27 protein-coding genes (1 of these 27 cut by a window edge) are annotated in these 21,818 nt (G+C 47.1%); 20 read left to right on the top strand and 7 right to left on the bottom strand.

Annotation, left to right across the window (positions count from 1 at the left end):
* Positions 1-72 carry the beginning of a response regulator transcription factor gene (locus PSE6802_RS0115410; protein WP_019500949.1) on the bottom strand. It extends 630 nt beyond the left edge of the window, so the window shows 72 of its 702 coding nt (coding positions 1-72); it begins with the start codon at positions 70-72; its stop codon lies beyond the left edge, outside the window.
* A 180-nt stretch (positions 73-252) separates the two neighbouring features.
* On the opposite strand from PSE6802_RS0115410, the gene PSE6802_RS0115405 reads away from it, so the two are divergent.
* The 10 genes from PSE6802_RS0115405 to rimO all read left to right on the top strand — a co-directional run bounded on the left by PSE6802_RS0115405 (position 253) and on the right by rimO (position 9,578).
* Positions 253-510 carry a hypothetical protein gene (locus PSE6802_RS0115405; RefSeq protein ID WP_019500948.1) on the top strand — a complete coding sequence of 86 codons (258 nt, stop codon included), beginning with the start codon at positions 253-255 and terminating at the stop codon, positions 508-510.
* 35 nt (positions 511-545) lie between these two features.
* The gene (locus PSE6802_RS0115400) at positions 546-1,583 is read left to right on the top strand and encodes a thiamine phosphate synthase (protein WP_019500947.1); all 1,038 of its coding nucleotides are present in this window, start codon (positions 546-548) and stop codon (positions 1,581-1,583) included.
* Positions 1,584-1,663: 80 nt separating this feature from the next.
* Positions 1,664-3,043 (top strand): TldD/PmbA family protein, encoded by a 1,380-nt coding sequence (locus PSE6802_RS0115395; protein WP_019500946.1) that lies wholly within the window; start codon positions 1,664-1,666, stop codon positions 3,041-3,043.
* 90 nt (positions 3,044-3,133) lie between these two features.
* Positions 3,134-3,646, top strand: a complete 513-nt coding sequence (locus PSE6802_RS0115390) for a photosystem I assembly protein Ycf3 (protein ID WP_019500945.1) — start codon at positions 3,134-3,136, stop codon at positions 3,644-3,646.
* Positions 3,647-3,914: 268 nt separating this feature from the next.
* A complete protein-coding gene (gene gatC / locus PSE6802_RS0115385) occupies positions 3,915-4,205 on the top strand; it encodes an Asp-tRNA(Asn)/Glu-tRNA(Gln) amidotransferase subunit GatC (RefSeq protein ID WP_019500944.1) in 291 nt (96 codons plus the stop codon).
* 93 nt (positions 4,206-4,298) lie between these two features.
* Complete coding sequence (gene bioD, locus PSE6802_RS0115380; RefSeq protein WP_019500943.1) at positions 4,299-4,976, top strand: dethiobiotin synthase; 678 nt, start codon at positions 4,299-4,301, stop codon at positions 4,974-4,976.
* Between the two features lie 238 nt (positions 4,977-5,214).
* Positions 5,215-6,282 carry a magnesium-protoporphyrin IX monomethyl ester (oxidative) cyclase gene (gene acsF / locus PSE6802_RS0115375; RefSeq protein WP_019500942.1) on the top strand — a complete coding sequence of 356 codons (1,068 nt, stop codon included), beginning with the start codon at positions 5,215-5,217 and terminating at the stop codon, positions 6,280-6,282.
* A 201-nt stretch (positions 6,283-6,483) separates the two neighbouring features.
* On the top strand, positions 6,484-7,230 hold the full coding sequence (locus tag PSE6802_RS35385; RefSeq protein ID WP_019500941.1) for a YHS domain-containing (seleno)protein: 747 nt from the start codon (positions 6,484-6,486) through the stop codon (positions 7,228-7,230).
* 226 nt (positions 7,231-7,456) lie between these two features.
* Entirely contained in the window at positions 7,457-8,059 is a 603-nt protein-coding gene (locus PSE6802_RS0115365) for a cysteine dioxygenase family protein (protein ID WP_019500940.1), read from the top strand.
* Positions 8,060-8,231: 172 nt separating this feature from the next.
* Entirely contained in the window at positions 8,232-9,578 is a 1,347-nt protein-coding gene (gene rimO, locus PSE6802_RS0115360) for a 30S ribosomal protein S12 methylthiotransferase RimO (protein ID WP_019500939.1), read from the top strand.
* An 87-nt stretch (positions 9,579-9,665) separates the two neighbouring features.
* On the opposite strand, the gene PSE6802_RS32020 is transcribed toward rimO, so the two are convergent.
* From PSE6802_RS32020 to PSE6802_RS0115350, 3 genes are all read right to left on the bottom strand, one after another.
* Positions 9,666-10,109, bottom strand: coding sequence for a transposase (locus PSE6802_RS32020; RefSeq protein WP_071592253.1), 444 nt, complete (start codon positions 10,107-10,109; stop codon positions 9,666-9,668).
* The gene (locus PSE6802_RS33510; RefSeq protein ID WP_026103004.1) at positions 10,046-10,609 is read right to left on the bottom strand and encodes a hypothetical protein; all 564 of its coding nucleotides are present in this window, start codon (positions 10,607-10,609) and stop codon (positions 10,046-10,048) included. The genes PSE6802_RS32020 and PSE6802_RS33510 overlap by 64 nt, the downstream gene beginning before the upstream one ends.
* A gap of 181 nt (positions 10,610-10,790) precedes the next feature.
* Positions 10,791-12,875, bottom strand: coding sequence for a DNA phosphorothioation-associated putative methyltransferase (locus tag PSE6802_RS0115350; RefSeq protein ID WP_019500938.1), 2,085 nt, complete (start codon positions 12,873-12,875; stop codon positions 10,791-10,793).
* A 101-nt stretch (positions 12,876-12,976) separates the two neighbouring features.
* Between PSE6802_RS0115350 and PSE6802_RS0115345 the strand changes: the two genes are divergently transcribed.
* The 3 genes from PSE6802_RS0115345 (at position 12,977) to PSE6802_RS29175 (ending at position 14,604) form a co-directional block, all read left to right on the top strand.
* A complete protein-coding gene (locus PSE6802_RS0115345) occupies positions 12,977-13,231 on the top strand; it encodes a hypothetical protein (protein WP_019500937.1) in 255 nt (84 codons plus the stop codon).
* On the top strand, positions 13,231-13,656 hold the full coding sequence (locus tag PSE6802_RS0115340; protein ID WP_019500936.1) for a type II toxin-antitoxin system VapC family toxin: 426 nt from the start codon (positions 13,231-13,233) through the stop codon (positions 13,654-13,656). Before PSE6802_RS0115345 ends, PSE6802_RS0115340 begins: the two co-directional genes overlap by 1 nt.
* Positions 13,657-14,061: 405 nt before the next feature.
* Positions 14,062-14,604 (top strand): DGQHR domain-containing protein, encoded by a 543-nt coding sequence (locus PSE6802_RS29175; RefSeq protein WP_019500935.1) that lies wholly within the window; start codon positions 14,062-14,064, stop codon positions 14,602-14,604.
* A 53-nt stretch (positions 14,605-14,657) separates the two neighbouring features.
* Here PSE6802_RS29175 and PSE6802_RS29170 read toward each other — a convergent pair whose 3' ends face one another.
* From PSE6802_RS29170 to PSE6802_RS0115320, 3 genes are all read right to left on the bottom strand, one after another.
* Entirely contained in the window at positions 14,658-15,641 is a 984-nt protein-coding gene (locus PSE6802_RS29170) for an HNH endonuclease (RefSeq protein WP_019500934.1), read from the bottom strand.
* A gap of 86 nt (positions 15,642-15,727) precedes the next feature.
* Positions 15,728-15,922, bottom strand: a complete 195-nt coding sequence (locus PSE6802_RS0115325) for a phospholipase D-like domain-containing protein (protein WP_019500933.1) — start codon at positions 15,920-15,922, stop codon at positions 15,728-15,730.
* A gap of 784 nt (positions 15,923-16,706) precedes the next feature.
* A complete protein-coding gene (locus tag PSE6802_RS0115320) occupies positions 16,707-17,177 on the bottom strand; it encodes an HNH endonuclease (RefSeq protein ID WP_019500932.1) in 471 nt (156 codons plus the stop codon).
* Between the two features lie 92 nt (positions 17,178-17,269).
* Between PSE6802_RS0115320 and PSE6802_RS29165 the strand changes: the two genes are divergently transcribed.
* From PSE6802_RS29165 to PSE6802_RS29150, 7 genes are all read left to right on the top strand, one after another.
* On the top strand, positions 17,270-17,512 hold the full coding sequence (locus tag PSE6802_RS29165; RefSeq protein ID WP_083901711.1) for a DUF2811 domain-containing protein: 243 nt from the start codon (positions 17,270-17,272) through the stop codon (positions 17,510-17,512).
* Positions 17,509-17,691 (top strand): hypothetical protein, encoded by a 183-nt coding sequence (locus PSE6802_RS0115310; protein WP_019500930.1) that lies wholly within the window; start codon positions 17,509-17,511, stop codon positions 17,689-17,691. Before PSE6802_RS29165 ends, PSE6802_RS0115310 begins: the two co-directional genes overlap by 4 nt.
* Before the next feature lie 256 nt (positions 17,692-17,947).
* Positions 17,948-18,367, top strand: a complete 420-nt coding sequence (locus tag PSE6802_RS0115300; protein WP_019500928.1) for a hypothetical protein — start codon at positions 17,948-17,950, stop codon at positions 18,365-18,367.
* 3 nt (positions 18,368-18,370) lie between these two features.
* Complete coding sequence (locus tag PSE6802_RS31185) at positions 18,371-19,102, top strand: DUF3102 domain-containing protein (RefSeq protein WP_019500927.1); 732 nt, start codon at positions 18,371-18,373, stop codon at positions 19,100-19,102.
* A gap of 33 nt (positions 19,103-19,135) precedes the next feature.
* Positions 19,136-19,498: a hypothetical protein gene (locus tag PSE6802_RS31180; protein ID WP_019500926.1), complete on the top strand. Its 363-nt coding sequence runs from the start codon at positions 19,136-19,138 to the stop codon at positions 19,496-19,498.
* Positions 19,499-19,733: 235 nt separating this feature from the next.
* A protein-coding gene (locus tag PSE6802_RS0115280; protein ID WP_156815544.1) for an ISKra4 family transposase occupies positions 19,734-20,785 on the top strand; the annotation gives its coding sequence in 2 pieces (ribosomal slippage) (positions 19,734-19,865 and positions 19,868-20,785; 1,050 coding nt in all).
* Positions 20,786-20,841: 56 nt separating this feature from the next.
* Entirely contained in the window at positions 20,842-21,801 is a 960-nt protein-coding gene (locus tag PSE6802_RS29150; RefSeq protein ID WP_020699935.1) for a transposase, read from the top strand.
* Positions 21,802-21,818: the final 17 nt, after the last annotated feature.

Raw genomic sequence — 21,818 nt, 5'->3', positions numbered from 1 at the left:
GTCTTCTAGATATGCTTGCACGGCTTCTCTGAGTCTGGGTTCGTCGTCAACTAGGAGTATGTTTGCGGACATAGCTTTTGCTGATTTATGCGGCTATTATAGCAATCTGAAATGATGCGCGTAAGCTCTGAAATGATGCGTGTAAGCTAGCTATCGGCATTCAGCCTTTAGAAACAATTCATATGGGTGGGACTGTTATAGTTATCTAGCAGATCGTAACTCGAGTTAATTGGAAAATTTTTAAGATGAATTATGACGGCACTACCAGAAGAAATAGATCGTATTGAGTCAGTTTTGCTTACTCTTAGCGACGAAACAGCTCACCTTGCATCAGAGGTTAGGGCTTTGGGCACTGAAGTTAAGGCGTTGGGTACTGAGGTTAAAGCGCTAGGAATCGAGGTCAGGACTGGCTTTGCGGAAATGAAAGAAGTTGCTATCCGTCAAGAGAAAAATATTGACAGACTTGTTGGTATCGTTGAGACGCTGATTCGGAGACAGGATAGAGAGTAGTTAATTTTCGAGCTACCTTATAAGTTAGATTTATCGTGCAATATTTGAGTAAATCCGATCGCACCCTGTGCCGAATTCTAGATGCTAACCTCGATCGCGCTCGTGAAGGTCTGCGCGTAATTGAGGAGTGGTGTCGTTTTGGCCTGGAGAATGCCGCGCTTACAGAAGAATGCAAGCGATCGCGGCAGGAACTGGCAGTTTGGCACACTGACGATCTCAGATCTGCAAGGGATACGATCGGCGATCCGGGAACGGGACTGAGCCACCAGAATGAGGAAACCCGATCTGATATAGATGCATTATTGAGGGCTAATTTGAGTCGCGTGCAGGAGGCGCTGCGCGTCCTTGAGGAATACGGCAAAATTTACAACTCTGACATGGCTGCGGCAGTAAAGCAGATCCGCTATCGGGTTTACGTGCTTGAAAGTAATGTAATGGGGCAGGATCGTTGCCAAAAATTACACAATGCACGTTTATATTTAGTGACGATGCCATCTGAAAACTTACTGGAAGTAGTGGAGTCAGGACTGCAAGGTGGATTACCACTCGTACAGTATCGCGATAAGGAACAAGAAGATGGCATTCGTCTAGAGATGGCGACTGCATTATGCGAACTCTGTCATAGGTATAACGCGCTTTTTTTAGTTAACGATCGCCTCGATATCGCGCAGGCAGTGGGGGCAGATGGGGTGCATTTGGGACAGCAAGACATGCCGATCGCTGCTGCTAGGGCAATTTTGGGCAAGGATTATATTATCGGTCAGTCCACCACTAATCCAGACGAACTAAAGCGGGCGCTGGAGTCTGGAGCCGACTATGTAGGGGTTGGCCCCGTGTATGCCACTCCAACTAAACCGGGTAAGGCGGCGGCTGGTTTAGAATATGTGAGCTACGTAGCAGATCGAGTCGCGATTCCTTGGTTTGCGATCGGTGGTATCGATCTTGAAAATTTGCCAGAAGTAATTGCAGCGGGTGCCAGGAGGGTGGCAGTAGTGCGATCGCTGATGCAAGCCGAAAATCCGCGATTAGCTTCCCAGTCAATGCTTTCACTTCTAGAGGCATCGATAAATTAGCGATCGGCGATCGGCTATTAGCAGTCGGCTTTTAGGGAAGCAATTGTTAAGGAATGCTGTAGAGAGTATTAAGTATATCTATGAGTCAATCTGAGCTTGAAGTTATCGAAGCGGGCTTTAACCAGTTAGCCGATTATTTAGTTGACAGTTTAAATAAGGACGAGTACTTAACGATCGGTTTGAATAGCGAGCGCAGCCAGTTTACGCGGTTTAACAATGCCAAGGTGCGTCAGACTGGGGTAGTCGCAGATGGCACCATGTCGCTGAATTTAATTTGCGATCGACGAGAGGCAAGTGCGGCATTTCCTTTTACTGGCGATTGGACGGTCGATAGTACCAGAGCTTTAGATAATTTGAGTTATTTGCGGCAGGAAGTGGCTCAGATCCCGGAAAATCCCTACGCGGTATTACCGGAAAATAAAGGATCTAGCCGCGAGGTGTACGAGGGTGAATTGCTAACCGCAGAGCAGGCGATCGATGCGTTGTTGGAGCCAGCACAGGGTGTTGATTTCATCGGGTTTTATGCGGCGGGAGCGATCGCGCGAGCTAATGCCAACTCGGCTGGCCAAAAGCATTGGTTTGCTACAGAAACCTTTTCGATTGATTACTCTATGTTTACCTCAGTGGAGGCGGCTGATAATTTAGCGGGCAAAAGCACTGCGGATCGCGCTGTAAAAGGCGGCTATGCAGGGCGACATTGGGAGCAAGCAGCGTATGCTGCTCAGATCGATCGCTCTAAGCAGCAATTACAGGCGTTAAGTCTACCTGCTAAGTCAATTCGGCGGGGGCAGTATCGTACTTATTTTGCACCTGATGCGGCGGCGGAATTGTTGGGCATGTTGCGAGGTGCAGTGGGCGAGGCATCTTTGCAACAGGGGAGTAGTGCCTTACTGAAACTGCGCCAAGGCGAAAGACAGCTATCACCTTTATTAAATCTGAAGGAAAATTTTCGGGGTGGCACGGTTCCCCGCTTCAATGAATTAGGCGAGATGTCCCCTGAAGAATTATCGGTAATTGTGGCGGGTCAGCTAGTTAATCCCCTGGTGAGTACGCGCACTGCGAAAGAATATAGCAAGACGGCAAATGGTGCTGGTAGCAGCGAATATATGCGCGCGCCGGAAGTGGGTGTGGGCGATTTGCCCGCAGCAGAAATTTTGACTAAATTGGGTACGGGCTTGTATTTATCTAATTTGCATTACCTGAATTGGAGCGATCGCCCTGGTGGCAGAATTACAGGTATGACTCGTTATGCCTGTTTCTGGGTGGAAAATGGGGAAATAGTTGCACCGATTGAGAATCTGCGGTTTGATGACAGCATTTATGAGTTTTTAAACGCTAATCTGGAGGCATTCACGGATTTTCAGGAATTTATTCCCGCCACTGATACCTATGGCAGCCGATCGCTAGGTGGGATCGCAGTACCAGGTATGCTAGTAAGTAGTTTTACATTTACCTTATAGCTCCTGCACTTAAAAAGAGCAGAACCAGCATGGGGGTATCCCCCTGCAACCCCTAAGTTTAGTTAATTTACAAAATCACTAGCTCACACCATGCCTAGATCTCAACGTAACGATAATTTTGTCGATCAGACTTTTACAGTGATTGCGGATACGATTCTCAAGATCTTTCCTGCCAGCAAGAGAGAGAAGGAGGCATTCGCCTATTACCGCGATGGTATGTCGGCTCAGGGTGATGGTGAATATGCCGAAGCGCTCTCTAATTACGAGGAAGCGCTGAAACTGGAAGATAATTCCTACGATCGCAGCTATATTCTTTACAACATGGGGCTGATTCACGCTAGTAATGGCGATCATGACAAGGCGTTGGAGTATTATGCCCAGGCGATCGATCTCAATCCCCGCTTACCCCAAGCTTTGAACAATATCGCGGTGATTTATCATTACAAGGGCGAGCAAACCGAGGATGCTGAGGAGAAGGAAGAATTTTTCACGCAGGCGGCTGATTATTGGGTGAGGGCGATCCGCATTGCGCCTAACAATTACATTGAGGCACAAAACTGGCTGAAGACCACTGGTCGCGCTGATATTAATGTATTTTTCTAGCTAATTTCCTTTAATCTGAAGAACTAGCGCTAAGATAATGTGCCAATTTTACATTTGTAGATGGTGCGTTACGCTGACGCTAACGGCACCCTACAAGTTAATACCAAATCTGCACCGATTATTATCCCTAATACGGCCTGGCGGCTGGAAGTCGCGGCTGCACAAACAAAGTCTGCCTGCGCAGACTCTGAGAAAAGGGGTTAACAAATCAAGGTTTGGGTAAATCCCCCAATCGCTTACTTAATTAAAGGTACTGGTAACTTAACCCATGATCGATCGCGAACAAGTAAGGCATGTCGCCCATCTCGGTCGCTTGCAACTCAGTGAAGCTGAGGAAGTGGCTTTTACAACGCAACTTGGTGAGATTTTAGATTATTTCGAGCAGTTGAACGAACTCGATCCACTTCTGGTTGGAGTTGAGCCGACTACCAGAGCGATCGCTACGGTCAATGTCACGCGCCAAGATGACCTCAAACCTTGGGAAGATAAGGAAGTGCTGCTCGATGGCGCACCGGAACGGGAAGATGATTATTTCCGCGTACCGCAAATTCTTGGTTAAAACCAAATTGGTTTAGGGCGGAAGGATAGGGCAGGCACAAGGCACTGACCCTACGATAATTATTGATACATCACATAGAAATTTTGCAAGCACATGCAACCTTTGCTGATTGCTGGTACGGATACTGGTGTGGGTAAAACGATCTTAACCGCCGCGCTGGCTGCCTACTGGCAAACTTACCGCAATCCCGACACGTTAGGAATTTACAAACCCGTGCAGTCTGGAGAAGGCGATCGCGAGTTTTATCACCGCACGTTCAAGTTAAGTCAGTCGCTGGCAGAAATTACCCCGCTTTACTTTGAAACCCCAATTGCGCCTGCGATCGCGGCAGTCAGGGAAGGCAAGCATATAGATCTGGGCTTAATTTGGCAGCAGTTTCAGACTTTACAACAGCGTTATGAATGTTTGTTGGTGGAAGCGATGGGCGGCCTGGGATCGCCGATTACCTATGAATACACGGTGGCAGATCTAGCTAGAGACTGGCATATTCCTACTGTTCTGGTAGTGCCCGTGCGCTTGGGCGCGATCTCTCAAGCAGTAGCAAATGCAGCACTTGCTAATTTGCAAAAAGTAAATCTGAAAGGGATGGTGCTGAGTTGCGGACAGGCTTGTTCCGATGAAGACATTGAGGCATGGGCACCGCCAGATTTAATCTATTCCCTCACCAACATCCCCGTATTAGGCATTCTGTCCCACCTATCCAATATCAGCGATCTAGCCAGTTTGGCACGCGCAGCGTCCGATCTGAATCTAGAACTATTAGGGGTTTAGTAGGTACTGTTTTGTTATAGCTATAGCCAACAGGCTTAGGACGGGGTGCAGGGGTTCCACCCCTGCGTGGGGGCGCAGCCCCCACACCCCCTGTCCTAACAGATCTGTCTATGGCTATAATTAAAGCTACAAAAGCAGTATTTGCTTAACTCTTCTTAACAGGCGATCGACGTAAATGCTCCTAGACTAGACCTAGGCATAATTTAAGATAAATTAATCTAAAACTTTTTGACAGACTATGGTTGCTTCCTTACCAAAAGAACAGAGCCAAACCAAGGCAAATAAAACAGATCGGCACGAAACCATCTTGACCCCTCGCTTCTATACGACTGACTTTGATGCGATGGCGAATATGGATATTTCTCTGACAGAGGCTGATTTTGAGGCAATTTTGCAAGAGTTTAAAGCGGACTATAACCGCAAACACTTTGTTCGCGATCGGGAATTCGACCAATCCTGGGATCACATCGACCCAGATATTCAAAGATCGTTCCGCACTTTCCTCGAAGGCTCTTGCACTTCAGAATTTTCTGGCTTTTTGCTTTATAAAGAAATCTCAGTCAAGATGAAGGAAAAAAATCCTTTGATGGCGGAGATCTTTGCGTTGATGAGTCGCGATGAGGCACGCCATGCCGGATTTTTGAATAAGGCCATGCCCGACTTCAAGTTGTCCCTCGACCTGTCATCTCTGTCCAAGAGCAAAAAATACGTTTACTTTGAGCCTAAGTTTATTTTCTATGCCACGTACCTATCCGAGAAAATCGGCTACTGGCGTTACATCAAGATCCATCAGCATTTAGCAGCTCATCCCGAAAATCGGATTTACCCCATCTTTAAGTTCTTTGAAAACTGGTGTCAAGACGAAAACCGCCACGGCGATTTCTGCAATCTTTTGCTCAAGAGCCAGCCCCAATTCCTGAATGATTGGAAGGCAAAGTTATGGTGCAGGTTCTTCTTGCTGTCTGTATTTGCCACCATGTACCTTAACGATATCTGCAACCGTGCTGATTTCTACGCAGCAATTGGTATGGATACCAGAAAGTATGTCGATGAGGTGTTGCGAGATACTAACCGCGATTCAGCTAAGGCATTTCCAGTTATCCTCGATCTAGATAACCCTAAATTCTGGGCATATTTAGATAAATGCGTCGATAATAATACCCAATTGAGCGAAATTCAGTCTTCCTCTGCACCTAAGTTCCTGAAGACCCTACGCAAGCTGCCTTACTATGTTTCCAATGGTTTGCAATTCCTGAAGCTTTATTTACTCAAGCCCATCGATATCCAGAAAGGTGTGGTTTTGTAGATACCTAGCATAGTTTCAAGTAAGTTTACATCCCTTGCCTAGTACTACTGGTAAGGGATTTTTTATGGCTGGTGAATTTTGAGGCAATCCAAAATCATGCCTAATCCGTAGTAGAAGAGTTAACACTATCACGAACTGCATCGCAGTGTTATCAACCAAACGATCTCGATCTAGCTCTATCGATTAGGGGACTGTAATCTCATGAAAATTAAGTATCTGGCTGCTGTTGCGATCGCTGCAATTCTGGGAGTGGTGATGGGTAATAGCAGCTATGCGATCGCGGATACCAACGTATCTACATCTAACTCTGCCGCTATTCAAACTAAGTCTAAGGGATGTGCTAGCAAACCCAACCCCTGTGCGGCAAAACCTTGCGCTAGCAAACCAAATCCCTGTGCTGCTAAGCCCTGTGCTAGCAAACCAAATCCCTGTGCCGCTAAACCTTGTGCTAGCAAACCAAATCCCTGTGCTGCTAAGCCCTGTGCTAGCAAGCCGAATCCCTGCGCAGCCAAACCTGCCGCTAGCACGAATCCCTGTGCCAGTAAAACGCTCCAGAGCGATATCTATTCAGATCGCGAGGGCATCGCTTTAAAGGGACAAGATGTGGTTGCTTACTTCACCCAAGGCAAGCCGATGGCGGGGAGTAATAAGTACACTTACAAGTGGAAGGGTGTCACCTGGCAGTTTTCTAGCGCTCTCCACCGCGATCTGTTTGCCAAAAATCCCATGCAGTACGCACCTCAGTATGGCGGATATTGTGCCAAGGCAGTGAGCGAGGGCAATCTGGCTAAAACTGAAGCTGATGCCTGGAAGATCGTAGATGGTAAACTTTATCTCAACTACGATAAAGACGTGCAGGCACAGTGGATGCAAGATGTAGCTGGAAATATTAAGAAAGCCGATGCAAACTGGCCTGGTGTTCTGAACAATAAGGTCGTCCATCGCTAATCAGCCAGGAGCCTTGCGATCGCTAGCAGGCTAAGAAAATTTCTGGCAAATGAAATCCCCGTAGGGGGTCAGGTTTAGCCTGAATCTAATAGTTCTAATCGTAGATTTACTGCAAAACCTGCCCCTACATCAGGGGTGTATCTTTTCGTAATTTTGTTGATTGCCGTAGCGATATAGCCTTAGGATGTCGCTATGGATTGTCTATTTGCATCAATTGGGATAAGAAATGGATTACCTCTTGGTTGACGATCGCGGTATTTGTGAAGAGATAAAAGTTCCAGATCGCGAATTCTCAAATTCTCCCTACCGCCTCTACCGTTTTCTCAACGATCTCGAAGACTTGTTAGCCAGCATAAGTAGCGATCGCGATCGCCTCCAGGCCATCTGCCCGCTAGTCCAGAGATTGCTCACCAGTTCGTACTGGCTGCAAGTTCCCGAACAACCGCCCGATCCCGAGTTGGGCTGGTCCGTGCAGATGCTTTACGACGAGCCTTTCTTTCCCCTCACTGTCCAGTTGGTCGCATGGCTGCCAGGAATCGCGTCACCTATCCACAACCACGGAGCGTGGGGGTTGGTTGCTTTGATTAGCGGCAAAGAGAAAAATACATTCTGGCGGCGATCGCCTACAGTTGAATTCCCAGGCAAAATTGAACGAGTTGGCGATCGCGTCATCACCGCTGGAGAGATCGTTACCTTTATGTCAGATACAATTCACAGTATTGAAGCCCTGGGGGACGAACCAACAATTAGTTTTAATATTTATGGTGAAACGAATTACGAACAACGATTTGAATTCGATTTAGACACCATGAGTGCCCAGATTTTCTAGAATACCGCACTGCCTATACGCAAGCAAAGACGGTTTTTATTACACGGATTACCGCGATCGCCAAACGCTTTTACCGACGGGCAGGAAAAACGGGGGCGATCTAAATCCTGTGGTGTTAACCTAGTAAAGGCCACTATTTAGCCAATGCCTCTTACTCTTAAATTTCAAGACTATGCTCAAAACGGTCAAACCCACGATCGCTATTTCCCATTTGGGTTGCGAGAAAAATCGCGTCGATACCGAACACATGCTCGGGTTGCTCGTACAGGCAGGTTACGGGGTCGATAGCAATGAGGATCTGGCCGACTACGTAATTGTCAATACCTGTAGCTTCATCGAAACTGCCCGCGAGGAGTCGGTACGCACTCTTGTAGAACTAGCGGAGGCGGGCAAGCGCGTCGTCATAGCAGGCTGCATGGCGCAGCATTTTCAACAGACATTATTAGATGAAATTCCCGAAGCGGTGGCGATCGTAGGGACGGGGGACTACCACAAAATCGTCGATGTAATCGAACGGGCAGAGGCAGGCGAGCGGGTGCAGGAGGTCTCGGCAGAACCAACCTACATCGCTGACGATACCGTGCCGCGTTACCGTACCACTAACGAATCCGTCGCCTACTTGAGAGTCGCGGAAGGTTGCGATTACCGCTGTGCATTTTGCATTATTCCCCATCTGCGCGGCAACCAGCGATCGCGCTCCATTGAGTCAATCGTTACCGAAGCCCAACGCCTTGCCAGCGAAGGCGTGAAGGAAATACTCTTGATATCGCAAATTACCACCAACTACGGCATGGACATCTACGGTCAACCTCGTCTGGCCGAACTGCTGCAAGCCCTCGGTAAAGTCGATGTGCCCTGGATCCGGATGCACTACGCCTATCCCACGGGCTTAACGCCTAAGGTCATAAAGGCAATGCAATCTACACCCAACGTTTTGCCATACCTCGATTTGCCATTGCAGCATTCCCATCCCGATGTATTGCGGGCGATGAATCGTCCCTGGCAAGGGCGCGTTAACGACAAAATAATCGAACAAATTAAGACTGCAATGCCGGGTGCAATAATGCGCACCACTTTTATTGTGGGATTTCCTGGTGAAACTGAAGCACAATTCCAGCACCTTTTAGAGTTCGTCCAACGACACGAATTCGATCACGTCGGTGTATTCACCTTTTCAGCGGAAGAAGGGACTCCCGCTTTCGATCTGCCGGATCAATTACCCGAAGAGGTCAAGCAAGCAAGACGCGATGCCGTGATGGAAGTACAACAGGAAATTTCCCTCAAAAAGAATCAAGCTGAAGTAGGTAAGGTTGTTAATGTCTTAATCGAACAGGAAAACCCCGAGACTGGCGAGCTAATAGGGCGATCGCCCCGCTTTGCTCCCGACGTAGACGGACTTGTTTACGTCAGCGATCCCAATGGCAAAGCTTCTCTAGGTGATTTACTACCTGTAGAAATTACCGAGGCCGACTGCTACGATCTGTTTGGCACTACTACAAACGCTATTAATGAGAGGTAATGAACTAATTTGTCTCATCAATAGACCTCTTGCAAATTAGGATGAGGTTATTTTGCCAAGAGGGGCAGAATAAGGAAATATCAGCGCTCATCTAGGTAAATAGGTGGAAGGAGGCATGAGAAGACGACGGAGGAAGTCAGAATCAATCCAACGTAGATTGTATGACCACTCGAATATGCCTACATATAAGTGCAAATACTTTTTGTGAATACCTCGAAACGGACGCAGGAAATTGCGCAACCCAACCCAAATTCCCTCCATAGTATTGCAATGCACTTCGCAAAAGCCATCCCCATCCGCATCTCGGGCATATTCCCCTAGCGAGTGACATACAGTTTGATGCCCACGACCTGAAGCAGGTACGCGGTTATAGGCATCGGATTCATCGGTATAGACAGTCGCGGTAGGTAAAGTGGTTGCCTCCACCTGCGGTTGGATGGTTACTTGTTGGGTATTGTCACAAACCTTCAGACGGATCTGACCACTGCTGCGTCCAACGGTGCCGACAACGGGTGGACGGTCATTTGCCATCGTGCCCTTGCCTTTGCGTTGATTGCCTCGTCGTCGCGGTGGGTCGGTAATCGGGTCGTGTTTGGCTCCTTTTCCCCCGCATTCTGAAACATCTCGTCCATCTCTGACTCTTGATCGGGAATGGCTGTGTTAATCAAATGTGCAAATCCTCGGCCTTGGATGCGATGCCGCCAGGCCAATACCGTCCCATAGTCAAGTCCTAACTCCTCTGCTATGTGTTGTGTTGTTTGCCCTTGTAAGAATCCCCGCAACAGCAGCACAATCGTGCCACAGTTGTAATGGCTACCGCACAGGTCTGTGCCTGTAAATATATGGAACACTTTGCCGCATTCCCGACACTTGTATTTCACAATGGGGGTGCGTTTGCGGTCGTGTGGTGCTTGTCTGTCCGGTAGAGCGTGCCCGTTTGGACAATGCAAACCCCCAGGATGTAGGATCTTTAGTAACCAGTCGTAGCAGGCTTGCTCGTCTAACAACTCTGTCAGGGGAAACTTTATCATGGCTAGTTTGACAATTCATGCAATCGGCCCACTCTTATTTTGCCATTTCACCTGCTTCCCCAGATGAGCGTGAGAATTATTCTGACTCAGTTATTGCCAGCATGACGGACAAACCAGCCCCTAGCTTTGGTTATTGTCAAATTGGATGCAATAGTGGATCGAGCTTAATTGCTGACAATAATCATAGGGGTTCATCTGCCACAAAATTACTCGGAGGTTTCTTCGTTTTACGCTGAGCTTGCAACTGCTTTACTCTGTCAGGGGTAGCATCCTTGCGCCATACAATGCGATGCCCTTGAAGTTCGGCACAATTGTCTTGCAAACACTGTAACCAACCTTCCAAGTTAGCGATCTCTTTTATGTTATCCAATAATCCCCAGTTTTCTTCTTGCTGAGTCAGCTTGGCAAACTTTTCGTACTGGGGGTAGTCGGCGATTACATATTTATCTTTACGATGCAATACAGGTGGATTGTTGGAATTGGTGTAATTGCGATAGCGAACGTGCAGATCTCTTAAGTCGATCTGCATAGACGTATGCAGCTTCGGATGGGGGTCGGTATCGAAATCAGGGTAGAACAGGTAAGCGATCTTGGGTTTGTGCAAATGGAATTTAATCAGCGTTGCACCATCCATCCGTCCAATTGTGCGACTAGCACAGCCCTCATACAGGCGCAACATCGGATCGAGGGCATCCAAGGCAGAGATGTGAACGTAGAGGGCACGTTCATCTAGTCGTCCAATTCTGCTGTTTTGGCAACAGGTAGCTATGAAGCCAATTTTACCCAGGTTGAATAGCATGAGGTCAGCCGTGGTGCAAGCTGCTTGATAGGAACCAAATAAGGCTTTAATATCCGTCTGATACGTGGGAGGGAATTGGTTGAATTTTGGTCGCTTGTAAGGATTGTCGAAATTACTGAGGGCGAGGTAAACGAGAATGTCTTGGCGGCGCTTGTCCGCGATCGCATCCCATTCATCTTGATTAGTTGCCTGCACAATGACGTTGAAAGCGCGGCGCATGGTGCCAAACTCAGCTAGCATTATCTCAAAGCCTCGCAATTCTTCGCTAACGGGCAATCTACCTCTCTCGGTAAAGAAGCTCATGAGAGGAGTCAGAAGTTCTTGATAATCTTCAAAACGTTTCGTAGCTACCAGTACTCTGGGAGTTGTAGCGCGAGAGTGGAAGCGCGAGGCTCGGAAGCTCTGGGCTTGTGCCTCATCTCGAAAGACGAAGTAGATCCCTAGGGCAACGGGAACAGAATCGACATTTAGAACTTGGTCGATATAGAGTTTTAGTTCTTCCTGTTCGTAGTATTTCTGAAAGGTGTTACGACTGCTGATGACTCCATCGCCATAGGCAATTTGTCCTCTACTAATGTCACTAATAAGTACCTGTGCTGCGACGATGAGAACTCTTTGAGTAATTCTCCATGCATCGATTAGGGCTTCGCGTCGCTCTGATTGGGATTCGATAACATTGATAACATAACCCAGATTGACAACCTCAGATGGGGTGCGATCTGTGTGTGGATGGTAGTGCGGGTCCCAGCCGTTGCTGACAAACCCTCTTTCGGCAATACGCTTAATATCGCTACCATGACCGCAGCCGTAGTCAAAAAAGGTGGAGCCTTCAGTTAATAACCCTGCCTCTAGTGCAAGACGAACGGGTTTTGATAGATCGGGGCGATGAATGGCTGCTTTGTGGCGATCTATTTTTGGCTGAAATTGAACCTGCCGATCGACCTGTAATGGAATGACTCGATGCCCTTCAATCTTGACGTTAAATTCTTGTAAGCGTTGCATCCAGCCGTTGCGCGTACCGATAGTACGAGGTTCGCGTAGCAGCCCGATCGCTTCTTCCTGGCGAGTTAGTTTGTCAAATGTCTGATAGTGAGGATAGTCAGGTGTAATGAAGGTTTCTTCTCGATGAAGAAGCGGTGGATTCTGAGAGTCGCTATAGTCTCGGTGCTGAACTTCTTGGGTTTCCAGGTTAACTTGAATGCTGGTCTGTAGTTCAGGATGAGGATCGGTGTCGAAGTCAGGATAGATCAGGTAGGAAATTTTTGTTTGGTTGTAGCTGAATTTAACGAGGGTAAAGTTGTTAAGGCTTTCTGGCAGTAGTTTTCTGGCTTGGCTTTCGTACTGTTGTAGTTTTGAATCGAGAGCAGCTAGAGCTGAGGCATGGACGTACAGAGCATTCGGCAGTTTTTTGCCAACCTGACTTTGCTGGCATAGCATCGAAATTTTGCTTGATACAAATGCATTCATAGCCCTTCCACTGGCAAATGACTATTGCAACCTCATTTGTGCGCTAGAAAAAAGACTATCATCAGAAGCAGTAGGATCGTGTGCAACTAAGGAGGCAAACCATGACCACACCAACCGAAACCCAAAATATCGAACAGCAAATTGTCGAACAGCTTAGGCTATTGCCCAGCGATCGCCAGCAGCAAGTGCTTCATTTTGTGGAGTCTCTGCTAACAGATAAGATGCGCGAACGTCCTGTAGAAGGTTGGCAGCCAGGAATGTCAGCATTGGACGTATCCCGAGATTGGGTGGGCTGCGTAGAGGGGCCTAGCGATCTATCTACTAATCCGAAATATATGGAAGGCTTTGGCACTTGATGAGGCGACGGGTATTGCTTGATACAGGTCCGCTTGTTGCGTTTCTCAATCGCGGCGATCGCTTTCACTCATGGGCGGAAAAAATGTGGGCAAATATTGAACCCCCCATACTTACCTGTGAGGCTGTAATGACAGAGGCTTGTTTCTTGTTGAGTAGCACTTACGGTGGCAAGGAAGCGGCGATCGCATTATTACATCTAGGTATTGTACAAATTCCTTTCGATCTGAGTGAAGAAGCTCAAGCCATTGAAGAATCGATGAGGCGTTACTCATCTGTACCTATGGCATTGGCAGATGCCTGTTTGGTCAGGATGGCAGAACTTTATCCTGATAGCAGCGTACTTACCCTAGACAGCGATTTTGTCATTTACCGCAAAAACAGAAATGAGGCGATCGCTACGATCGTGCCTACAGCGTCAAGATGACCGTATCCAGCATTCGCAGGTAGAAGAAGGTTTTTACGTGGTGTTGGTCGGTACTCTGATTTAGACACTTCTACAAAATGGCATGGGCAAATTCAGGTATGTCATCCCTGGTCAGCTTGTTGTATTCTTGACGCACGATGTTTCCCGTACAAAGATGAGTTGGACTATTGAAACCAAATGCTAAAGTGTTACCACCTTCAGATCAATTAGACATTGCTGTCTTTTCTAAACTTTTTGTAAATACTGCCAATTCCTACAAGTACCAAAACACTCAAGCTATTAGCCTAGCAATCATCGATAGGGCATTTCCCAGGTAAGCCCCTTAAAGTGTTCCTATCTCTGCTTTAATATTTATCTCATGTCGCCAGATTAAAAAAGTGTATGTAAGAAAGCTATAAAAGCATTATGAAACAGTACTATCTTCCAGCATTACGCGGACTCTTCGGCAATTGGGTATACTACACCTGCCTTATCCCTATGTCGGAAGTAGTTAACCGTGCATGGTTTGCTGATGAAATTTACAAAAGTCAAAAGCTTTCAGATATGATTCAACGAGAGTTGAGCGAAGATCAGGTCAAAATGATTACTACTTACCTGCAAAGTGAAGAGCAACGTTTCTTCAACTCATTGGTTGTAGCACTATGCGGAGGTAAGCCTTCATGGCATGGATTCGAGAATTTTCATCCACTTCAAGATGACATTAATATCGAAGATATACCAAGTTATGCTAAAGGTAGTGTGGGCTTCCTAAGTTTCACTGGCGAGGAGAAAATGTTTGCTGTAGATGGAGAACATCGCCTAGCTGGAATGAGAGAAGCAGTTAAGTCCAAACCAGAGCTTGGTGATGATGAAGTGCCGCTCATTTTGGTTGCACATAGAGAAACTGAAGATGGGAGAAGACGCACCCGAAACCTCGTTCAAACCCTCAGAAAGACAATTCGATCTTAATTCATGAGTAGACTTGATATAACTTACTAAGCAGACAAGATAGGGAGTAATATTTAGGAGTCTTCGTATGTTAAAGATAACTGCTCGTTCTGATTAAAAATAGTCTCACGATGCCAGCGAAGTGCATCAATTCTTGGGAAGTAGCTAGACTGATTTGGTAAGATAATATGCTCACCATGAAACTCTTTCATTGGCTTTGTATTGGGGAATTCTTCTCTCAAGCCTTCAAAAATAATGATTCTATAATCATCATCTACTGTAAACCATCCTCTATCAAAAGCCCAATGATGATTCTTGCAAAGAGATAATCCATTGTCAATTCGATCATCTCGAAATTCTGAGAAGCGTTTGATATGCGATCCATCTACAATATTCTGGCTATTAGAACTGATGACTCTCAAATGACAGAAAGCACAGCGATGATCGTAGATAGAGACAACAACCTCTCTGAATGCTGCATCTCTTACAACCGATTTGCCCTCATCAGCTAATTCCTCGACTGTGTATACTTTACCACCTTGCTCTCTCAATCTGTCTTGAAAGTCTTTGAAAGAATTAATTTGGAAGAGGTTTTCGATTGACTTTGTCTTGTCAGAGAAATAAGTGGAAGCTAAAACATTAACTAAAGTGGTTCTTCCTATTGGATCTTGGAGAATCTCATAAAGTTCTTCGTCAAGGTAAGCATAGTTAACAAACTCTTGAAGCGCGGTAAGGCTAGAAGGCTTAAAGCTGGGAGCAAAAGACTCTAAATTTGGATTTATTGCTAAGTGCCAAAATCCCTCGCTTTTAAGATGGAAGAATGGCAAATAAATATTGGAACGATGGAGATCTGAGCCTAAATGACTCCAATATTTTAGAAAGGCTGCAATCAGTTCTGGGGAGAGAAAAATTTTGTTTTGCTTTATAAGTCCTTGTTCAATCAATTCAATAACTGATAGAAGAAGAATAGGCTTATGAGGGGCAACTCCTCTCGATTTATTTTTATTAGTGTTGAGCCTAGAAAGTTTTTTGGCGTAATATTCTAATCTTGGCTTCATTTTGAATTAATTTTAAGTTTACAAGGATTTATAGAACCTATCTCATCTCTTTTATTGAATGCTAAGAGTGCGAAAATATTCTAGTTTCAAGCGCATCTTCCCCTCGACCGAATCAATGCGGTCAGACCACTCGCCACCGCTGCCATTGAAGTGCTAGAAAAAAAGCCAACTGCCCGACTATATAACGTGGCCTTTTCTAAGCAAGGAATGTAGAAATCTTGGATTAGATCGCAGCGATCGCTGCGATATTCACCTTTGATATCCAGATCCTTTAACGCCAACTTTTTAACCTTAAGGAGCCTTGCTCAGTAACAGTTTACAGTTCACAACTTGTTCAGTTCATGAATCATTTGCTTATATAGTACCCAAAACCTGAAAGTCTGTACTCCTAAGTATATGTGTTGACTTGAAGTTGCTGTTTTCGGATATAAACCAGGTATAAACATAAGTCTATCCTTACGGCGATCGCTAGAGTTCGAGAACTGATAGGCACCTAGAAATCCCACAAACAACTACTGTGCAAAAGCTCTCGCTCTTACACATAGGTCAAGATAAATGGCTAGCTCGCCACCTCAACCGACAACCAAAGATTGTCCAAATGTTTTAGTTTGGTTGATTCATGCTAAAAACTACCCAGTGGCCTGGTACCTCTCCTTAATCGCTGTAATACATCCGTAACCACACTGTATGCACGCATTCATTATTGGATCGGCGGTACCAACCGGGACTTACTGGGATTGATTGGGATGAAAGGCTTTGAGGTGGTTCGTGAAAAAAACTAAAAATCAAAAAAAAGCAGCCGTTTTTGGATCGGCGTAAATCGCGAGCAAAAAAGCCATTCTCAATAAGCAGATTTTTGGAATTTTTTTGGGGTTTATAATGCAACAATCAAACTGGCTCTGTGGGCTGACTTGATTTTTTGAGTGGCTCTGGGAGGGCGTTTGATTTTTACATGGAGGTATTCAAGCTGGTGCTGCAACCCTAACCTCAGCCGAAGGCGGGTTAGGGTTCATGACAAGCAACGCGGGGAACTGGCGCTAGCTTTGGGTTTGCGGATGCGCGGATTTAGGTGGGCGATCGCAATTCCGACATCGTCAACAAAATCAGGTTTTCTCTCCTGCAATCTAGTCTGTCACCGTTCTTAAAGGTCACCTGAAAGCTTTGATTGCCTGTCACTTTCAAGATTTCTCTGTGCAGGTAGACGGCTGCCTGCTTGCCGTCAACGTGCCTGCGATTAACCCAACCGTTTGAAGTGGCTCGCCACTTTACGGAATCAGCAAGCGCTTGATCTTGCGAGTCTACCAAAGGGTAGGTTCTATCCCAAACTTTTGGCTTTGAAATTAGTTCAAGCACGCAATTTGATAGCTGCTCATCTGCCCACTCGCGTAGAACTTTTGCTGCTAATTCAGAGAGCGATTTCTTGGGACTTTGGGAATCTGCTATCTCCCTTAGATCGGCGATTAAGCTTTCGGGCAGGGAGAAGTTTAAAACCTTATGGTGTTCAACGCCTTGCGGCATTAGAGGTTTGTCTTGCATTGCCAAACTCAGCTTGATATTACAGTTTTTGAGTTAAATGCTCAACGCCTTGCGGCATCAGAGGTTTGTTTATCTAGTAAACTTGCCTGACCATGCTTGCACGCCCGTCCTCCGCAAGCCGAGCGATGCCAGATTTGGTCGGGCAGCTACGGCTGCCGGTTGGCAGTTCCGCGCCCATGCCGCCTGCGGAAGTGGTGCCGATTGTTTTGGAGATTCCTAAAGATCTGAGCGATCGACTGCGCCGCTTCGTCAATTCCCGTCCCGAATGGGATGCCGAGCGAGCGGTGACGGCGGCGATTTCGTTGTTTTTAATTAATCAGGGAGGACTGAAGTGAAGCTCAGAATTGTGTTTGTGAACGGACGAGAGCTTGTATTCCATAAATTTCTTGAGTCCACCTACAAGGAATTCACAAGGAACGTAAACGACAGAGTTTCTTTTATTAATTTCAATGGCGACTCACCTGCTGGTTTGCAGGTGAGTCAGATCGCGTTTTGGGAGGCGGAACAAGAGTGAGCGCTTTAGTTTGCGAAAAAATAAATTGCCCATTCTGGAGCCGCGATACCAAGAAAAGTTATGGCTGTCAGAGGTGGGAAGTAGCCAACTTGTGTCACTTGCGAGCAAATCATCCAAATTTGAACGGAAGTAATCAGTACGCTCTCTATCTGCCGGACGACAAGGCTTCGGATAGCTTCTTAGTGGAATTAAAAGAAGAGAACGATCTCTTCTTTTCTGTCGACAAGTACTACCTCGATAAGGTCGGAGGCTGGCGATGACCTTCGATCCTATGGGTGCCAGGTTTCGCAGCGGTGTCAGCCTGCAACCGTGGCAGGTAAGCGCGAAGCTCTTCGATTTCGATCCGGACTTTGTGCGCTGGATTTGTCGCTATCTGGAGGAGCGCAAGCAGCCGCACGGCGTAACCGACGCGAAAGCCTGGATTAATAAGGGTTTCTTTGTCCTGGAGAGATTTGAGTTGGTAACGTTGCAGTGGGAGGCATATGGGGCAAAACGCGAAGAACGACGCAGCACGAGCATCGCTATGGCTGGCGATCTTGTTGCTGGGTGTAGTGATGGTGTTGGAGTTGTGGACGATCGAGATGTGCCTGCTCCTGCGGAGCTAACGCCGGAACAGCGCCACGCAAACCTGAAGCGCCTGCGCGAGATGGTTGAGAAAAATAAGATTGGAGGTTAGCGAATGGAAGAAATTTTGACCCTAGAAGCGCGAGAAGTGGAGGTAGTTGAGTCTAAAGTCTTGGACGACGACGATTTCCTGCGCGATCGCGCCCAAGAAATCCGCAATACGGTGAAGCGCATTCCCTATGCGATCGCCTCGGTAGGTGCGATGTTGCTGGAGGTAAAGGAGCGCGTCGAGCACGGCAAGTTTCTGGCCTGGATGAAGCGCGAACTCGACTGGGACGAGCGCATGGCACAGCGATTTATGCAGGTAGCCCGCCGTTTAAATCCGACAACGTTGTCGGATTTGCAAATCCAGCCGTCGGCACTGTATCTGCTCACCGCGCCCAGTACTCCCGATGAAGTGCTGGAGAACGCGATCGAAGTAGCCCAAGATCAAGAGGTGACGCTGAAACTGGCAAAAGCGCTGCTGAAGCCCAAAAAATCAGAACAGAAAGATGACTGGAGTCCCGACAATTGGGAAACTCCAGACTGGCTGGCGCAGATTTTAGCGAATCTTTTGGAGCCGCACGAAAAAGTTTTACTGGAGCCAACGGCGGGTACCGGACAGGTAGCCAAGTACCTGCCCTTTGGGACTACCTGCTACGAGATCGACGAAACCCGATACTCTGAAGGCAGAATGCTGTCGGGGCGGATGTGGGCACATGCCAGCATTTTGGATTGCGAGCTTCTTGACACGACTTGGAAGGTTAAGCAGGTAAGGTCTAAAAAGGGCAACAAAAGGCTAAGATGAAGGAATAAACGACGAAAAAGCCTTGTTTTGCCAATGTTATTACCTTTTTTCAGGCTGGTAGGAGTAGCACCAACCATAGCTAAAGGGATGCAGGCATATCGCAGCGTGTTTTGTCGCGAAGAGGGATTTAACCACGTCAGTCGATATGTCAATGGTTTGATTCTAAGTCCCAACAAGACATTACAAGGGATCCACAGCCAAATAGTGTGGCCAGAGGGAGAAGCCGTGAGCCGACGGGCAATGCACGAGGCAGTGTTTGAGGCAGGGTGGGATAGCGAAGAGTTAATGCAAAAGCATCGGGAGACATTATCATCGGAGCATCAAGGCAAGGGGAAAGAGGTAATCAGCCTGGATTGGACGTTGGCACATCACGAACGGGGCAAAGAAATCATTTAACGGGAGCATCTCAACTTTGCACTGAGTAATAATGCTTAATATAGATGGGTAGCCAAAAGGGGGAAGAAATCAGAAGATAGGAATACGAGAAACCAACCCCAAGGAGAGCAACCATGACTCCAGAGCAGGAAAAAGAAATGCGGGTGCGATCGGAATTTTGTGTATCGAGCCTCTGAAACAGCGTAAATACGTACTTCAGGACTCAATTTACACAAAAATCTGAACACTCTCAGAAATGCAAGCGCACGTTCAAGCTATTGCCGCCATCCTTTATCAGAATACACCATCGGAACAACTAACCAGCTTGGAAGGGATCGAAATCGCTGTGCGGCAGCAAATCCTCGAACATGTCAGCCCAGAAATAGGGAGTTTTTTATCCGCACAGTTACGGGCACAGAAGCAGGACGCCGCAGGCGAGTGCAAAGCAGCATCGGACAGCTCCACCTCACGCAAAAGCAAGCGCAGAAGCTCAAAGTAGCCCCCTATAGCCAGGTGAGCCCGTATGTGGAAAGATGTAGCCTGATCTTGAGTGCGAATGTATCCTACGAACAAGCCGCCAAAGACTTAGCCATGTTGATGGGAGTGCAAATATCGCGCAGTACACAACAGCGCCTGGTGCATCGCCATGAATTTAGCCCCCTAGAGGTAGAAGAGTCGGTCGAGGAATTAAGTGTCGATGGAGGCAGAATCAGACTGCGCACGCCACTTGGACAGCCAAGTGAGTGGAAGGACTATAAAGCTGTGAACTTGCATGGACAAGCCATATTTGCCACATTTCAAGATAACATTGCCTTAACAGACTGGGTAAATCGACAGCCTTTAGCAGATATGGTTACCTGTATTGGGGATGGACATGATGGGATTTGGAATATTATTGCCCAGATCTCTATACCTGATAGTCGCTATGAAATCTTGGACTGGTTCCATTTGGTGGAAAACCTGCATAAAATTGAGGCTACAGCTCAACTTTTGACTGGGGTCGAAGCTTTTTTGTGGCGGGGTAATGTAACTGCAGCTATTGCTGAGCTCAATCACTTAGCTAGTCCTCAGAGCATCAATTTTATTGCTTATCTGCACAAGCATCGCCATCGTATTCCTGATTATTGGTATTTCCAAACCGAGCAGATTTGCTCTATTGGTTCTGGCGCAGTGGAATCTGCTGTTAAGCAAATCGCTAGACGCATCAAAATCTCTGGCGCTCAATGGAACCGTGATAATGTGCCACAAGTCCTCAAACACCGTTCTGCTTACCTTAATGGCTCTCTTAACCTTGCCTTGCAAAACTGAGATGCTCCCAAGAAATCTTTGGAGTCAAACGCAGTTACGATTATGTAGAGCATCGCATGAGCAACTACCAAACAGTGGTGACTGCAGTAATCTCAAATCGGGAGTATATCGATGGGTTAGACGTGGTAGTGCAACCACCGAATTGGCAGGAGGCAGAGAAAGCATATTTGCAGATGAGCGCACAACAGAGTTACACGGAGATGACGCAGGTAATGGCGCGTCTGAGCGAGTTAATCAGCTACCAGAGCAATCGGCTGGAGTATCGTAAACGCACGGAAATCGTGCGAGACCTCGTGGAACAACTGGAAACAGAGGGACAGTTCCCCAACGCCCACTATGCTTTTGACAACGGCGTATTGACCCTGGAGTTGACGCGTTTGATTGAAAGTAAGGGCAAGCACTGGGTCAGCGAAATTGAATCATCGCGACATATCCTTTGGGATAACCAGTGGCAACGAGTTGATGCTGTCGCCACCCTGTTACGGTCTCAGCATCCTCAGAGCTTTCGGGCTGTGACGATCGCCTGTCGTAATGGTCAAAGTAAGACCATGTGGGCATTTACGAAAGTGATACGGCTGAAACGCTATGGACGCAAGCGTTTGGTCATTGTACACGAGCAGTCGGACTTGGGTGATGCCCCGCGCTTTTTACTCACGGATGCCCAACATTGGGAAAGCACGCGCATCATGGAAACTTGGAACTATCGCTGGTCTTGTGAAGTCTTTCATGAGTTCTGCAAGCAAGTTACAGGATTGGAAGCGGCTCAGGTACGCAACCAGCAAGCGGTCAAACGCCACTTGCGTTTATGTTGTCTAGCGCAGTCTTTGCTCCAACGCGTAACGGGCTCGGGCGGAAAATCGGAAAGTTTTTCGTTTGCTAAGGGAACGCAAACCATCGGGCAGAAGCTCCATTCCCTCTCGCGTGAAGCGCTTGCTCAACTACTGGAGTTGGCTCATGGCTTGTTTGCCAACGGACGTTCTATAGCTCAGGTATTGGAGGTGCTTATGCCTGCTTAGATTCATCTGACATTCTG

Origin of the sequence: Pseudanabaena sp. PCC 6802, from assembly GCF_000332175.1 — a bacterium.
GTDB lineage: Bacteria > Cyanobacteriota > Cyanobacteriia > Pseudanabaenales > Pseudanabaenaceae > PCC-6802.
The sequence above is the reverse complement of the archived record's forward strand: the minus strand, read 5'-3'. Positions and strand labels throughout refer to the sequence as shown.